The following is a 15034-nucleotide window of genomic DNA, read 5'->3' as shown; positions in this document are numbered from 1 at the left end:
ACGGACGCTCGCGCGCGGCATGAACGTGAGCCGCGCCGCCGCGATCTGGACGGCGCTCGCCGTGGCGGCGCTCGTCGTGTTCGTGGCGTCGCTTGCGCTTGGCAGCATCGCGGTCTCGCCGTCGCGCGTGATCGATGCGTTGCTGCATGCGCGCGCTTCGTCCCCCGATGTGATCGATGAAATCGTGCTCAGCCTGCGCCTGCCGCGCGCGCTCGCGGGCTTCGCGTCGGGCGCGCTGCTCGCGATGGGCGGCGCGCTGCTGCAAGTGCTCTTGCGTAATCCGCTCGCCGAGCCTTACGTGCTCGGCGTGTCCGGCGGCGCGGCGACGTTCGCGCTCGCCGCGATGCTCGCTTCGCTGCCGTGGTGGAGCGTCGATGCCGCCGCTTTCGCCGGCGCGTTCCTTTCGATCCTGCTCGTGCTCGGCCTCGCGCGCCGCGAACTCTGGCATGGCGAGCCGCAGGACGCGTCGCCGCGTCTTTTACTGACGGGCGCGGTGATCGCGGCGGGCTGGGGCGCGCTGATCACGCTGATGCTCGCGGTCGCGCCGGAGAACCGGCTGCGCGGCATGGTCTTCTGGCTGACGGGCGATCTAAACGGCGTCGCGGCGCCGTGGACCGCGCTGATCGCGCTGGCCGTCGTGCTCGTGTCGATCGTGCCGGTGGCGCCGCAACTCAACGTCATGCTGCGCGGCGATGCGGCCGCGCAGGCGCTCGGCGTGCCGGTCGTGCGCTTGCGGTTGCGCATCTATCTCGTGGCGTCGCTCGCGGCGGCGGCTGCCGTGACGACGGCTGGCACGATTGGCTTCGTCGGGCTCGTCGTGCCGCACGTGCTGCGGCTCGCGTTCGGCAACGACCAGCGCATGCTGCTGCCGGCAGCGGCGCTCACGGGCGGTGTCGCGGTGATGGGCGCCGATCTGATCGCGCGCACGTCGATCGCGCCGGCGCAATTGCCGGTCGGCGTGATGACGGCGCTGATCGGTGTGCCGGTGTTCCTGTGGATGCTGCTGCGGAGGCCGCGATGACCCTTCGCGCCGACGGCCTCACCTTGCGCGCCGCGAGCCGCACGCTGATCGCCGCGCTCACGCAGAGTTTCGCGCCCGGCGAAGTGTGGTGCATCGCGGGGCCGAACGGCGCGGGCAAGACGACACTGATCGCGGCGCTTGGCGGTTTGTCGAAGCCAGCGGCGGGGACGGTTTCGCTCGATGGCATCGGGTTGAATAGCTGGCGCGCCGCCGATCTCGCGCGGCGCCGCGCGGTGATGCCGCAAAGCGCGCACGACGCGTTCAACGCCACCGTCCTCGATATCGTGATGCTCAACCGCTTCCCGCATCTCACTGGCTGGGGCTGGGAAAACGATGCCGATCGTCGCGCGGCGCAGGCGGCGCTCGACGTGCTCGGGCTTGCGTCGTTCGCGACGCGCGATGTGCTGTCGCTCTCGGGCGGCGAGCGGCAACGCGTCGCGCTCGCCGCGACGCTCTGTCAGGACGCGCCGCTCCTCTTCCTCGACGAACCGCTTTCGCATCTCGACCTGCATCACCAGATCGAGTGCCTGCAAGTGCTGACCCGCTGGACGCGCGATCGGCCGGACGTGCGCACCGTGATCTTCTCGTGCCACGACCTGAATCTCGCGCGCCGCTTCGCCACGCACGCTTTGCTGCTCGACGGCGCCGGCCGCGCGCACGCTGGCCCCGCGCGCGACGTGCTGAGCGCGAAACGTGCGAGCGCCGCGTTTGGCTATCCGCTCACCTTGATCCGCGAAGGCGATCACGAGGCCCTCGTGCCCGTGATGCGCGCGCCGGACCTTTGATCCCCAATGGACGAATCAATGCCACTCATCCGCGATCTACCGCAACCGCTCGACCGCTCGTTCGAACGCGAGTTTCAGCACATTATCGATACGAAGACGAAGCCGCCCGGCAGCCTCGGCCGGCTCGAATCGCTCGCGCTGCAGATCGGCCTGATCCAGCGGACGACAAAGCCGCGCATCGAACGCCCCGCGATGATCGTCTTCGCGGGCGATCACGGCATCGCGGCGGAAGGTGTGAGTTCGTATCCGCAGGAAGTGACCGCGCAGATGGTCGCGAATTTCGTGGCGGGCGGCGCTGCGATCAATGCGCTGTCGCGCTCGGTCGGCATGACGCTGGAAGTGGTCGATGCGGGTGTCGCGACAGCGCTGCCCGCATCCGAGGGCTTGATCGACATCGCGATCCGGCGCGGTGGCACACGCAACTTTGCGCACGAACCGGCGATGACGCGCGACGAAGCGTTAGAAGCTATCGAACGCGGTGCCGCGCGCGTGCGTCATCACGCGGCGCTTGGAACGAACGTGATCGGCTTCGGCGAGATGGGGATCGCGAACACCTCGGCGGCGGCGTGCCTGATGAGCCGGCTGTGCGGCTTGCCGGTCGACGTGTGTGTCGGACGGGGCACGGGATTGTCGAACGAAGGCGTGAGCCACAAGCGCGATGTGCTGGCAGCCGCGCTCGACCGTCACCCGCCGGGCGCCGATCCCGTCGATACGCTCGCCACGTTCGGTGGCTTCGAAATCGCGATGATCGCGGGCGCGTATCTCGCCGCCGCGCACGCGAGCATGACGATCCTGGTCGATGGTTTCATTGCGACTTCCGCGCTCATCGTCGCGCATGCGATCGCGCCTGACGTTCTCGATTACTGCGTGTTCGCGCATGCATCGAACGAAACGGGGCACGCGCGCATGCTCGGCTACTTCGATGCCAAGCCGCTCCTGCAACTCGACCTGCGTCTCGGCGAAGGCACAGGCGCCGCGCTCGCGTTGCCGCTGTTGCGCGCGGCGGTCGCGTTCGTCGATGAAATGGCGAGCTTCGAATCGGCGGGCGTATCGAACAAGGACGCGTGACGCGATGCTTCGGCCACTCGACGAACTGCGCTACTTCTTCACCGCGCTCGGCTACTTTACGCGTGTGCCGGTGCCGCGCTGGGTCGGCTTCGAGCGGCATTACCTGAACGCGGCGGCGCGCTATTTTCCGCTCGTCGGGCTGATGGTCGGCGGGGTCGGGGCGCTTGTTTATCTCGTTGCTTTGCGCGTGTTTCCCGCGAGCGTCGCCGTGCTGCTGTCGATGGCCGCGACGCTGCTGCTCACCGGCGCCTTTCACGAAGACGGCCTCGCCGATTGTTTCGACGCATTCGGCGGCGCCTACACTCGCGACGATGCGCTGCGCATCATGCACGATTCGCGCATCGGCGCGTTCGGCGCGCTTGCGCTTATGGTCGTTTTGGCTTTGAAGTGGCAGGCGCTCGCCTTTCTTCCACCGATGCGCGCCGTGTGGCTCATGATCGCCGCGCATGCCGCGAGCCGCACGTTCGCGATCAGCTATCTGCTTACGCTCGACTACGTGCGCGACGAGGGCAAGGCAAAACCGGTTGCGCAGCGCATGAGCGTGGCGGCATTCGGGCTTGCGGTGATATGCGGATTGCCGTGGCTCTTCTGGCCCGACTGGCGGCTCGGTTGCTTATCGATCGCCGTGCTGATCGTGATGCGTTTCGCGATCGGCCGATACTTCGTGCGACGCATCGGCGGCTATACCGGCGATTGTCTCGGCTTCGCACAACAGCTTTTCGAAGTGACGATCTATCTGACGGGGCTTGCATGGATCTCGTCCTGATCCGCCATCCGGCCGTCGCGATCGATGCGGGTATTTGCTACGGCCAAGCCGACGTTCCGCTCGCAGACGATGCCGAAGCATCGGCGCGCGTGCTCTCGGAGCGAATGCGCGCGTTGAACGTGCCGCCATGCTTGGGCGTTTGGCATGCGAGCTCACTGCGGCGATGCGTTTTGATTGCGCGAGCGCTGGGCGAAACGCACACCGACGAACGCCTGAAGGAAATCGACTTCGGCGCCTGGGAGAACCGCGCGTGGGACAGCATCGATCGCGCGTTGCTCGATGCATGGGCCGACGATCTCGAACACGCTCGCGCGCATGGCGGCGAGAGTCTCGCGCAGTTCAGCATGCGCGTGATGGAGTGGTTTGACGATACGTGCGCTCGCAGCGAGGCGCCCGTTCACGCTGTCACGCATGCGGGCGTGATCCGCGTGCTCACCGCGCGTTTGCTGAATGCGCAGCAGGCAAGCGTGTTGCAATGGCCGCTCGATTACGGCGCGATCGTGTATCTCAGACGCGCGCGCGACGAGTGGCTCCTCGTGCGCTGGAACGCTTGATCATTTCGGCCGACGTTCGCGCGCCGCTTCGAGGTCTTCGCACAGACGCGCCGCGCCGATGGCGAGACGCGGCGTCGGCCGGTTGATCAGATCGCCGTCGATGCCGAACAGGTTGTTGCGCGCGACCGCCGTCATCGAAGGCCACTGCTTCCAGCGAGCGAGCGCCGGCAACGGATGATCCGATTGCGTCGCGCCCGGCGTCGCGGTGACGATCGCTTCGGGGTTTGCGGAGAGCACGGCTTCGGTGGAGATCGTCGGGACGAGTGGCTTCAGGTCCGCGAACACGTTGCGTCCGCCGCACAACTCGATCACTTCGCTGAAGACATGCGCGCCGTTGAGCGTCATCAGCGGGTCGTCCCAGACCTGATAGAACACGCCGACCGCTGGCCGTGCCGCATAGCGCGTGCGCAGCGAAGCGATGTCGCGGCGGAATGCATTCGATGCATCGGCGGCGATGTTCGACGTGCCGAGCAGCACGCCGAGCTTGCCGATCGTTGCAGGGATATCGTCGATGTGCTGCGGCTCGCTGAAATAGAGCGGCACGTGCAACTCGCGCAGCCGGTCGATCTGACGCGCCGCATTGCCATGCCGCCACACGACGATCAGGTCCGGCTTCAGCGCGACGATGCGTTCGAGATCGAGCGCCTTGTTGTCGCCGACGCGCGGTATCGATCGCGCCTCGCGCGGGTAGTCGCTGTACGTCACCGCGCCGACGATGCGCGCGCCGCCGCCCGCCGCGAACAGCAGTTCGGTGACGTGCGGCGCGAGGCTGACGACGCGTTGGGCGGCTGCATCGAGCGTGACGGTGGCGCCGGTGTCGTCGGTGACGGTGAGCGCAGCGTGCGCCTGCATCGCGATGAATAACGCTGCCGACGTCATGAAGCGCCGCAACGTCATGCGCGAATCTCCGCGAACGCGCGTGAAAGACGCGCCCAGTCGCCTTCCGATCCGGGCAGGCCCAGACGCAGGCTCGGCGTCATATCGCCGTGATCGAAGAGACGCGTCCAGATGCCGCGCGTCGCCAATGCGTCTTGCAGAAACGCGGCGTCGTGCGTCTCGACCCAGACGAAGAGCGGCGCTGACTTCGGATCAAAACCGTGGCTCGCGATCAGCGCGGCGAGGCGCGCGCTATCCGTCGCGAGTTGCGCGCGCATCGCGTCTTGCCAGGCGATATCGCCGAACGCGGCCCGCACGGCATGCCGCGCCGGGCCACTTACCGTCCACGCGCCGAGCCTGTCGTTCAGCGCGCGACGCAGCGGCTCGGCGGCCAGCACGAACCCGACGCGAATCCCTGCCAGCCCGAAGAACTTGCCGACCGAGCGCAGCACGACGAGTCCCTCGCAAGGCGCTTCGCTTGCGAGCGAAGCGCCAGGATCAGCGGCATCGGCGAAGGCTTCGTCGACGATCAGCGTGCCCCCGCGCTCCGCAAGCTGCCGATGCCAGCGCAAAAGCACATCGCGTTCGATGGGCTCGGTCGTCGGATTGTTCGGATTCGCGACGATGACGTGATCGAACTCGACGGGCAATTCGCCCGCGCGAATATCTAGCGGCCTCACGCGATGGCCCGCGCGTTCGAACGCGGGCGCGTATTCGCCGTAGGTCAACGGCGCGACGCCCGCCACGCCCGGCCGCAACAGCGCCGGCAGCGCGCGAATCGCCGCCTGGCTTCCCGCGACGGGCAGCGCGGCCGTCGCACCGTAGTAACGCGCGGCGGCATCGGCCAAACCGTCGTCGTCTTCGGGCAGGCGGCGCCATGCGTCCGGCGGCACCGGCGGCACCGGATAGCCGCGCGGATTGATCCCGGTCGAAAGGTCGAGCCAGTCGTCGAGAGGGATCGAATAGCGGCGCGCGGCTTCGCGCAGATTGCCGCCGTGACGGATCGGGATCGGGTCTGAGGTGTCAGCCATGAGCGCCCAAACTGATGAAAGCCAGAAAGAGAAACAGCGCGAGCCAGAGAAACGTCGTCCGCTCGACGAGCCGCAACGCCGCCACGATGTGCTGCGGCGTCGCGGTCATGCCGTAGCCGAGCACCGGACGCGATTCCAGCGTGCCGTTGTAGACCGCCGGGCCGCCGATCAGCACGTTGAGGCTGCCCGCGCCCGACGCCATCACCGGCCCCGCGTTCGGGCTATCCCACGAGGGCGCCTGCGTGCGCCAGCAGTGCCACGCCGTGCGCGTGTCGCCGAGAAGCGCGTAGCTCGCCGCCGTCAGGCGCGCAGGGACGAAGTTCAGGACGTCGTCGAAACGGGCGGCCGCCCAGCCGAAGCGCAGATAGCGCGGCGTGCGGTAGCCCCACATCGCATCGAGCGTGTTCGCCAAGCGAAACGCCAGCGCGCCCGGCCCGCCCGCGACCGCGAACCAGAATAGCGCGCCGAAGATCGCATCGTTGCCGTTCTCCAGCGCCGATTCGACAGCCGCTCGCGAGAGCGCGGCTTCGTCGGCATCGGCGGTTTCGCGCGAGACGATGCGCGCGGTCAGCGTGCGCGCGGCGGCGAGGTCGCCGAAGCCGAGCGCACGCGCGATCGGCGCGATGTGCTCGCGCAGGCTCTTACCGCCGAGCGCGAACCACAGGAGCGCCGCGTGCACGGCGCACGCGAGCGCGAACGGCAGCACGCTCACGAGCAGCCAGGCGATCGCGACCGGCGGCACGACCGCGGCGAACCACGCGAGAATGCCCGCTGGACGCGCGCGAAAGCCGGTGTTCATGCGCGCTTCGAGACGCGTGGCAAGCCGCCCGAACGCGACGAGCGGATGACGCGTGCCCGGCTCGCCGATCAGCCGGTCGACGATCACGCCCGCGATTGCCAGCATCGCCGTCGTGTAGAAGGAGAGGAGGAGCATGGGCGCTCAGCCCTTGAGCGCGAGCGGCAGGCCCGCGACCATCAGCGTCGCGCGCGTGCTCGCGGCGGCGACGCGCTGATTCAGGCGGCCGAGTTCGTCGACGTAGCGGCGGGTCACCGAGCCGAGCGGCACGACGCCCAGCCCGATTTCGTTGCTCACGACGATGATTTTGCCGGGCGCTTCTTTCAACGCTGAATCGAAGGAATCGAAGGCTTGCTGGGGGAAGGCGTGCGGCTCGGCGGCATCGGGCGGGCAGAGGAGGTTCGCAAGCCAGAGCGTCAGGCAGTCGATCAGCACGCACTGTCCTTCGCGCGCCGCCGAGCGCAATGCGCCCGCGAGATCGAGCGGCGCTTCGAGGAGCTTCCAATGCGCGGGGCGCCGCTCGCGATGATGCGCGACGCGCGCCTCGAATTCCGCGTCGCCGATGCGCGCGGTCGCCACGTATGTGACGGGCAAGCCGCTTTCGGCGGCGAGCCGCTCGGCATAAGCGCTCTTGCCCGAACGCGCGCCGCCGAGGATGAAGGTAAGGTCACGCACTGGAGCAGAGGTCATCGCAATATTGTAACGGCGGGCTAAGATAGCGGGCCCTCCAAGAAACCGACGACACCATGCATTTCGCACCGCGCGGCACGCTGATGATCCAGGGCACCACATCCGATGCCGGCAAGAGCACGCTCGTCGCCGGCCTGTGCCGCCTCGCGCGGCGCGGCGGCGTGCGGGTCGCGCCGTTCAAGCCGCAGAACATGGCGCTCAACAGCGCGGTGACGGTCGATGGCGGCGAGATCGGCCGGGCGCAGGCGCTGCAGGCAATCGCGGCCGGCGTCGATGCTCGGATCGACTTCAATCCCGTGCTCCTCAAGCCGACGAGCGATCGCGGCGCGCAAGTCATCATCCACGGCCACGCGCACGCGAACCTCGATGCGCGGGCGTATCACGAGTACAAGACGATCGCGTTCGATGCCGTGCTCGCGTCCTACGCGCGCCTTCAGGCAGGGTTTGACGCGATCATCGTCGAGGGGGCGGGCAGCCCCGCCGAAATCAATCTGCGCGATCGCGACATCGCGAACATGGGGTTTGCCGAGCGTGTCGATTGCCCGGTGGTGCTCGTCGCCGATATCGATCGCGGCGGCGTGTTCGCGCATCTGCTCGGCACGCTCGCGTGTTTGTCGGAGAGCGAGCGGGCGCGGATTCGCGGCTTTGTCATCAACCGGTTTCGCGGCGATATCGGCTTGTTGAAACCCGGCCTCGACTGGCTGGAGGCACAGACGGGCAAGCCCGTGCTCGGCGTCGTGCCGTATCTGCACGGCCTGACGCTCGATGCCGAGGACATGCTGCCGAGCACGCCGCACACGCGCGGCGCGCGCGATGCGCTGAAGGTGATCGTCCCGGCGCTGCCGCGCATCAGCAATCACACGGATTTCGATGCGTTGCGCGCGCATCCACAGGTCGATTTCGAGTACGTGCGGGCCGGCATCGCGCCGCCGCCCGCCGACCTGATCGTGCTCCCGGGCTCGAAAAGCGTGCCGCGCGATCTGGCTTGGCTGCGCGAAAACGGCTGGGATCGCGCGATCGAACGGCATCTGCGCTATGGCGGGAAGGTGCTGGGCATCTGCGGCGGGATGCAGATGCTGGGGCGCGAAATCGACGATCCGGATGGCTTCGAAGGCCCGCCGGGGCGGGCGAAAGGGCTCGGGCTGCTCGATTTATCCACGACGCTCACGCCGCACAAGCTGCTGGAAAACGTCACCGGACGGCTGACGCTCGGCGGCGCTGCGCCGGTCCGGGGCTACGAAATACACATGGGGCGCACGAGCGGCGGGGCTTTGGCGCGGCCCGCTGTGCATCTCGACAATGGTCGCCCGGACGGCGCCATCTCGGACGATGGTCAAATTGCCGCGACCTATCTGCACGGCATCTTCGATACGCCGGAAGCCTGCGCGGCGCTACTCGAATGGGCGGGCGTCGGGACGGCCGAGGCGCTCGATTACCCGGCGCTGCGGGAGGCGTCGCTGGACCGCCTCGCCGATACACTCGCCGAATCGCTTGATCTGGACGCGATCGGCAAGGCGTTCGGTTAGTACAAGATCATCTGCGTGCAGCGAAAAAGCGCGACCGTTTTTCCATCGTCGTTCGTCACGAGCGCGTCCCACACCTGCGTGCTGCGCCCGAGGTGCACGGCCGTCGCTTTCGCGATGATCCGGCCTTCCCGCGCCGTCCCGACGTGATTGCTCTTTAGCTCGACGGTCGTGAAATTCTTCGCGCCTTCGGGTAGATGCGCGATGCACGCATAGCCGCAGCACGTGTCCGCCAGGCCGATCACGCTCGCCGCGTGCAGGAAGCCATTGGGCGCGAGCAACTCGGGCCGGATCGGCAATCCGCCGGTGAGCGTGCCGCTTTCGAGCGAGATCAGCTCGACGCCGAGCAGTTCCGGCAGCCGGCCGCGCTGGCGATTGCGCAGGAAATCGAGGGTAATGGCGGGGCGAAGTGTCGTCATGGGCGGGGGAACGTTGGCTGTTTGCAAGATATCCGGCAGGCCGGTTTTGCCGATAATATCAACGGCTCGAACATTGCAGGTTCCAAAACAACGAACCGGCCAGCGGGATTTTGACGTTTCCGGCTGTCCGGCAAAACATTCCGGGAAACTCTATGACGGTGATCGTGGTGGCGAATCCGAAGGGCGGCGTCGGCAAAAGCACGCTCGCGACCAATCTGGCGGGTTATTTCGCGGCGAACGGCGAATGGGTCGCGCTCGCGGACCTCGACAAGCAGCGCTCCTCCCACGCGTGGCTGACGCTGCGGCCGGACACTCTGCCGAAGATCGAAGAGTGGTCGATCGACGTCGATACGCCTTCGAAACCGCCGAAAGGTCTGGAGAAAGCCGTCGTCGATACGCCCGCCGGGGTTCACGGCAACCGGCTCGCGCTGGCGCTGGACCTGGCCGACAAGGTGATCGTGCCGTTGCAGCCGTCGATGTTCGACATCCTCGCGACGCAGGATTTCCTGCAGAAACTGTCGAAGGAAAAGGCGGTGAGGAAGGGCGCGATCGAAATCGGCGTAGTCGGAATGCGCGTGGATGCGCGCACGCGCTCGGCGGAGCAGCTACATCGGTTCGTCGAAGGGCTTGAATTGCCGGTGCTCGGATTTTTACGCGACACGCAAAATTACGTGCAGCTTGCGGCGCATGGGCTCACCGTGTGGGACGTTGCGAAAAGCCGCGTGGAGAAGGATCTGGAGCAGTGGCAGCCGATCGTGGCGTGGGCGGGGAAGTAGCCCGAAATGCAAAAGCGGGCCGCGCGGCCCGCCTCGTGCTGACTCAAATCACGTCCAGTTCTGCGTCGGCACGTGATCCCGGCTGCCCTTGATGCGGTTCTTCTCATCGACGAACACGAGGTCCGGCTTCCAGCCCGCCTTCAATTCCGCCTCGTCCACCTGCGCGAAGGCCGCGATGATCACCAGATCGCCTAGTTGCGCCCGGCGCGCCGCCGATCCGTTGAGCGAAATCATTCCGCTGCCGCGCTCGCCCTTGATCGCATAGGTCGTCAGGCGCTCGCCGTTGTTCACGTTCCAGATGTCGATTTGCTCGTTTTCGACGAGATTCGCCGCTTCGAGCAGGTTTTCATCGATCGCGCACGAGCCTTCGTAATGCAATTCGCAATGCGTGACCGTCGCGCGGTGGATTTTCGATTTCAGCATGGTTCGCTGCATGTATTCGTTCTCTCTTCGCTCAGATTTCGAGGTTGTCAATGAGGCGGGTCGTGCCGAGCTTGGCCGCGGCGAGCACGACGAGCGGCGCGTCGGTATCGGCGGTGCCGGGCGGGAGCAGGTCCACGCGCTTGCGCACGGCGATGTAATCGGGATTCCAGCCGCGCTCGGCAAGCGCATCCATCGCCTGCTTCTCGACCGCCGCGAAATCGCGGTTGCCGGCGAGCACCGCGTCGCGCACGCGATTGAGCGTCGCGGCGAGCACCGGCGCCTCGGCGCGCTCGGCGGCCGCGAGAAAGCGGTTGCGCGAGCTGAGCGCGAGGCCGTCGGTGTCGCGCACGGTTTCAGCGGCGATCACCTCGGTCGGCAGCGCGAACTGGTGACACATCTGCCGCACGATCATCAACTGCTGGTAATCCTTCTTGCCGAACACGGCGACGCGCGGCTGCACGCACGACATCAGCTTCATCACGACCGTGCACACGCCCTGGAAGAACCCCGGCCGGAACTCGCCTTCGAGGATGTCGCCGAGATCGTGCGGCGGATGCACGCGATATTGCTGCGGCTGCGGATACAGATCCTGCTCCGTCGGCGCAAAGAGCACGTAGACGTTTTCCTTCTGCAGCTTTTCGATGTCGTCCTGCAGCGTGCGCGGATATTTATCGAAATCTTCGTTCGGGCCGAACTGCAGCCGGTTCACGAAAATGCTCGCGACGACCGGATCGCCGTGCTGGCGCGCAAGCCGCATCAGCGAGAGATGGCCTTCGTGGAGGTTGCCCATCGTCGGCACGAAGGCGGTGCGGTTTTGTCCGCGCAACTGGTCGCGCAGTTCATGGATCGAGCTGATGACTTTCATCGAGCGGGTGTCTCCTGTCGGCCAGAGTTGGCTCTTTAGGCGGGCAGCCTTGATCACGCTGCTCCGAGGCCAAGGTGCGAAAAAAAGGATTCTCGCCTCAAGCGGGCGAATACGCGAGTCTCACGTAGATGGGCGCATACGGTTCGGCCTGGGTGATCTCGATCAGCGATTCCCTCGACAATTCGAGCATCGCGATGAAATTCACGATGACGACCGGCACGCCGCGCGCGGTGTCGAAGAGCTCGCAGAATTCCATGAAGCGCGCGTTCTGCAAGCGCCGCAGGATCACGCTCATATGCTCGCGCACCGAGAGTTCCTCGCGCGAAATCTTGTGATGCTGCACGAGCTTCGCGCGCTTGATGACGTCGGCCCAGGCGGCGCGCAGGTCGATCACGTCGACGTCGGGAAACCGCTGCGTCGGCGATTGCTCGATGTAGACCTCCGCGCGCAGGAAGTCGCGCCCGAGCTGCGGCAATTGGTCGAGCCTCAGCGCGGCGAGTTTCATCTGCTCATATTCGAGCAGACGCCGCACGAGTTCGGCGCGCGGGTCTTCTGCTTCCTCGCCGGTATCGGCTTTCTTCACCGGCAGCAGCATGCGCGACTTGATCTCGATCAGCATCGCGGCCATCAGCAGATATTCGGCGGCGAGCTCCAGGTTCGATTCGCGAATCTGGTCGACGTAGCCGAGATACTGCTTCGTGACGTCCGCCATCGGAATGTCGAGGACGTTGAAATTCTGCTTGCGAATCAGGTACAGCAGGAGGTCGAGCGGCCCTTCGAACGCCTCCAGGAAGACTTCGAGCGCGTCCGGCGGAATATAGAGATCCGTCGGCAGCTTCCAGAGCGGTTCGCCGTACAGATGCGCGAAAGCGACGCCGTCGATGGTGTCGGGCGTCGAATCGGTCGCTGGCGTGGCGAGCGCGGCGGCGCGGCGTTCCTTCGCGTCCTGGGGAGGCGCTTCCGTTGCCGGCAGCGCCTCGCGGGCGGCGCTCACGCTCAGAAGTTCTGGTAGTAGACGTAAGGCGTCTGGTCGACGCGCGAGGTTTTTTGCTTCGCGCGTTCGTCGAGGTCGATCGGCTGCTTGTCCCACAGGAGCGCGCGGCCGCGGCGCTGTTCTTCTTCCAGCGACGGCTTCTGCGCTTTCAACTGATTGATGAACTGGGTGATGTCCGACTGGTACATGATTCGACTTCCGGTGTTGAGTCCGTTGGGATCAGGGAGCTTTCGTCTCGTTGCGGGCAGCCGTTGCCGCCGCATTTTCGTTGCAATTTTACCGCAAGCGACTGCGCGCGGTTCGATATCGGCGGCCTTGTTCCGCGGATTGGCCGAACGGCCTATCGGAGTCTTCGGAAAAGCGCGCTCGTGCGCCGCGCGCGTGAGAAAGCCGGAACCCGAGGCGCCACGAGCCGTCCAAGGCGGGCAGCCGGTTTTCCACCGATGTTTTCGGATCGCCCCGAGGCACGCTCTTCGCCGTCCATTTTGAGACGGCGGGCCGTATCGATGTGGTGAAATAGCGCCTGCGCGGTTTTCGTGCCGGATCGAAGTGTGTGACGAAGCGGCGCGAACCGCCTCGGTCGAGAGCCGGCGGGCAGCGCGATGCCGCGGATCGAACCATCTTCAACAACAATTCCAATGCCGGAGGTCACGTTTGGCGGGGCGCCTGTTCGACTCTTTACGCTTGACGCGCGCGCCGCTCGCCCGACGAATCGCGCTCGTGGGCGCGGCATTCCTGCTGCTGGCTTCCGCGCGTCCGGCGCTCGCCAAGTACACCGTCGATATCGACGCTCCGCGCAGCGTGCGTTCCCTGCTGAAGGACCATCTCGATTTAGCGCGTTTTGCGAAGCGCGACGATGTCAGTGAAGAACAATTCGAGTTCCTCGTGACCGCCGCGCCGCAGGAAGTGCGCGATCTCGTCGCGACCGACGGCTATTTCACGCCGGTCGTGCGGACCGACGTCTCGGTTACCGACGGCAAGAAAACCGTCACCGTGAGCGTCGATCCGGGGCCGCAGACTACCGTCGCGTCGGTTTCGCTCATTTTCAAGGGCGCCGTGACGACCGAGGATCGCAAGCAGGAAAACGCCGCGCGCTTCGCGTTTTCGGTGAAAGAGGGCGATCCGTTCTCGCAGGACGCCTGGAACGACGCCAAGAACGCCGCGTTGAAGGCGCTTCAGGCGCGCCGCTACCTCGGCGCGAAAATCGCGCGCTCGCAGGCGCGGGTGAATCCGCGCACGCACATCGCGGATTTGTCGGTGACGTTCGACAGCGGCCCGACCTTCACCTTCGGCGATCTCGACGTAAGCGGCGTGCGGCGCTACCCGGAAGAGATCATCCACAACGTGAATCCGATCCACCCCGGCGACATCTACGACATCGCGCGCGTCAATGAATTACAGCGCCAGTTGCAGAACACGCCGTACTACGCGAGCGTCGCGATCGACGCCGATAACGACGTCGCCAAGCCCGACAACACGCCGATTCACCTGAAGGTCAGCGAATATCCGTACAACGCGGTGCGCTACGGCGTCGGCTACGCGACGGACACCGGCCCGCACATCCAGGGTTCGTACAGCTATCTCGATACCTTCGGCAAGGCGTATCCGTTCACGATCTCCGGGCGCCTCGACCAGACCCAGCAATACGGCCAGGTGACGCTCGCGATGCCGCCGGGCGCGCGCGGCTGGGTCAACAGCGTGCTGGCGTCGTACACGAACACCAACGTGTCGGACACGCGCATCTACAGTGCGCGCGTCGGCGTGCAGCGCTCGCGCTCGACGCAGAACATCGACACCACGTACTCCCTGATCTTCTACGACGATCGCCTGACGCAAAACGCGCCGAACCCGTCGAATGCGCGTGCGCTCGTGCCCGCGTGGCAATGGATTCGCCGCAACGTCGACGATCCGCTCTTTCCGCGCAGCGGCAACCTGATCCGCGCCGAGGCCGGTTTCGCGGTCAAGGGCGTCGCGACCGAGCAGACGTTCATCCGGTTCTACACGAACCTGCTGCAATACCTGCCGATCACAAAAAGTGACCTGTTCGTGTTCCGAGCGGAGTTCGGCGGCGTGTTCACGAGTGGCCCGACCAACGGAATTCCGGCATCGCTGCTGTTCCGCGCGGGCGGCGCGAATTCGGTGCGCGGCTACAGTTATCAGAGCATCGGTAATGACGTCGACGGGTCGATTCTGCCGACCAAGTACCTCGTCACCGGCAGTTCCGAGTATCAGCACTGGTTCACGCACGACTGGGGCGGCGCGGCGTTCTTCGACATCGGCACTGCCACAGATACCTGGGGCGAGCGCGTATTCCAGCCGGGCGCGGGTTTGGGCGTGCGCTGGCGCAGTCCCGTCGGGCCGGTCAATGTCGATCTGGCCTATGGCTTCAAGAACAAGAGCATCAAGCCGTATCTGACGCTCGGCATCGCTTTCTGATTATTTACACG

The 15034-nt window shown here is 66.0% G+C and carries 17 protein-coding genes; 8 read left to right on the top strand and 9 right to left on the bottom strand.

Annotation, left to right across the window (positions count from 1 at the left end; genetic code table 11):
• Positions 1-19 precede the first annotated feature (19 nt).
• Genes AWB65_RS00670 through cobC form a run of 5 tightly spaced genes read left to right on the top strand, consistent with a single transcriptional unit; the run spans position 20 to position 4194 of the window.
• Positions 20-1021, top strand: coding sequence for a FecCD family ABC transporter permease (locus AWB65_RS00670; protein ID WP_087665675.1), 1002 nt, complete (start codon positions 20-22; stop codon positions 1019-1021).
• Positions 1018-1806, top strand: a complete 789-nt coding sequence (locus AWB65_RS00665) for an ABC transporter ATP-binding protein (RefSeq protein WP_087665309.1) — start codon at positions 1018-1020, stop codon at positions 1804-1806. The genes AWB65_RS00670 and AWB65_RS00665 overlap by 4 nt, the downstream gene beginning before the upstream one ends.
• Positions 1807-1824: 18 nt before the next feature.
• Positions 1825-2874, top strand: coding sequence for a nicotinate-nucleotide--dimethylbenzimidazole phosphoribosyltransferase (gene cobT / locus AWB65_RS00660; RefSeq protein ID WP_087665308.1), 1050 nt, complete (start codon positions 1825-1827; stop codon positions 2872-2874).
• A 4-nt stretch (positions 2875-2878) separates the two neighbouring features.
• On the top strand, positions 2879-3640 hold the full coding sequence (locus tag AWB65_RS00655; RefSeq protein ID WP_087665307.1) for an adenosylcobinamide-GDP ribazoletransferase: 762 nt from the start codon (positions 2879-2881) through the stop codon (positions 3638-3640).
• Positions 3625-4194, top strand: a complete 570-nt coding sequence (cobC, locus tag AWB65_RS00650; RefSeq protein WP_087665306.1) for an alpha-ribazole phosphatase family protein — start codon at positions 3625-3627, stop codon at positions 4192-4194. Before AWB65_RS00655 ends, cobC begins: the two co-directional genes overlap by 16 nt.
• Here the strand turns inward: cobC and AWB65_RS00645 are convergent, their stop codons facing one another.
• From AWB65_RS00645 to cobU, 4 genes are read right to left on the bottom strand one after another with little or no spacing between them, the layout of a single operon-like run.
• Positions 4195-5091, bottom strand: a complete 897-nt coding sequence (locus AWB65_RS00645) for a cobalamin-binding protein (protein ID WP_087665305.1) — start codon at positions 5089-5091, stop codon at positions 4195-4197.
• Positions 5088-6101: a threonine-phosphate decarboxylase CobD gene (cobD, locus tag AWB65_RS00640; RefSeq protein WP_087665304.1), complete on the bottom strand. Its 1014-nt coding sequence runs from the start codon at positions 6099-6101 to the stop codon at positions 5088-5090. Before cobD ends, AWB65_RS00645 begins: the two co-directional genes overlap by 4 nt.
• Positions 6094-7035, bottom strand: coding sequence for an adenosylcobinamide-phosphate synthase CbiB (gene cbiB, locus AWB65_RS00635; protein WP_087665303.1), 942 nt, complete (start codon positions 7033-7035; stop codon positions 6094-6096). The genes cobD and cbiB overlap by 8 nt, the downstream gene beginning before the upstream one ends.
• 6 nt (positions 7036-7041) lie before the next feature.
• Positions 7042-7587 (bottom strand): bifunctional adenosylcobinamide kinase/adenosylcobinamide-phosphate guanylyltransferase, encoded by a 546-nt coding sequence (gene cobU / locus AWB65_RS00630; RefSeq protein WP_087665302.1) that lies wholly within the window; start codon positions 7585-7587, stop codon positions 7042-7044.
• 56 nt (positions 7588-7643) lie between these two features.
• Between cobU and AWB65_RS00625 the strand changes: the two genes are divergently transcribed.
• Positions 7644-9113 (top strand): cobyric acid synthase, encoded by a 1470-nt coding sequence (locus AWB65_RS00625; RefSeq protein WP_087665301.1) that lies wholly within the window; start codon positions 7644-7646, stop codon positions 9111-9113.
• On the opposite strand, the gene AWB65_RS00620 is transcribed toward AWB65_RS00625, so the two are convergent.
• Positions 9110-9529, bottom strand: a complete 420-nt coding sequence (locus tag AWB65_RS00620; protein ID WP_087665300.1) for a PaaI family thioesterase — start codon at positions 9527-9529, stop codon at positions 9110-9112. The genes AWB65_RS00625 and AWB65_RS00620 overlap by 4 nt on opposite strands.
• A 152-nt stretch (positions 9530-9681) precedes the next feature.
• On the opposite strand from AWB65_RS00620, the gene AWB65_RS00615 reads away from it, so the two are divergent.
• Positions 9682-10305, top strand: a complete 624-nt coding sequence (locus AWB65_RS00615) for a ParA family protein (RefSeq protein ID WP_087665299.1) — start codon at positions 9682-9684, stop codon at positions 10303-10305.
• A 48-nt stretch (positions 10306-10353) separates the two neighbouring features.
• Here AWB65_RS00615 and panD read toward each other — a convergent pair whose 3' ends face one another.
• From panD to AWB65_RS00595, 4 genes are all read right to left on the bottom strand, one after another.
• The gene (gene panD, locus AWB65_RS00610) at positions 10354-10740 is read right to left on the bottom strand and encodes an aspartate 1-decarboxylase (protein WP_087655239.1); all 387 of its coding nucleotides are present in this window, start codon (positions 10738-10740) and stop codon (positions 10354-10356) included.
• A 19-nt stretch (positions 10741-10759) separates the two neighbouring features.
• Positions 10760-11593: a pantoate--beta-alanine ligase gene (panC, locus tag AWB65_RS00605; protein ID WP_087665298.1), complete on the bottom strand. Its 834-nt coding sequence runs from the start codon at positions 11591-11593 to the stop codon at positions 10760-10762.
• A 97-nt stretch (positions 11594-11690) separates the two neighbouring features.
• A complete protein-coding gene (locus AWB65_RS00600; RefSeq protein WP_087665297.1) occupies positions 11691-12587 on the bottom strand; it encodes a segregation and condensation protein A in 897 nt (298 codons plus the stop codon).
• A 2-nt stretch (positions 12588-12589) separates the two neighbouring features.
• Entirely contained in the window at positions 12590-12778 is a 189-nt protein-coding gene (locus AWB65_RS00595) for a DUF3460 family protein (protein WP_181505519.1), read from the bottom strand.
• Positions 12779-13241: 463 nt separating this feature from the next.
• On the opposite strand from AWB65_RS00595, the gene AWB65_RS00590 reads away from it, so the two are divergent.
• A complete protein-coding gene (locus AWB65_RS00590) occupies positions 13242-15023 on the top strand; it encodes an autotransporter assembly complex protein TamA (protein WP_087665296.1) in 1782 nt (593 codons plus the stop codon).
• The last annotated feature ends 11 nt before the right edge of the window (positions 15024-15034 follow it).

The sequence above is a fragment of the Caballeronia humi genome (genome assembly GCF_001544475.1).
Classification (GTDB): Bacteria; Pseudomonadota; Gammaproteobacteria; order Burkholderiales; family Burkholderiaceae; genus Caballeronia; species Caballeronia humi.
Note: the sequence above shows the minus strand (reverse complement) of the source record. Positions and strands in the feature narration are given on the sequence as shown.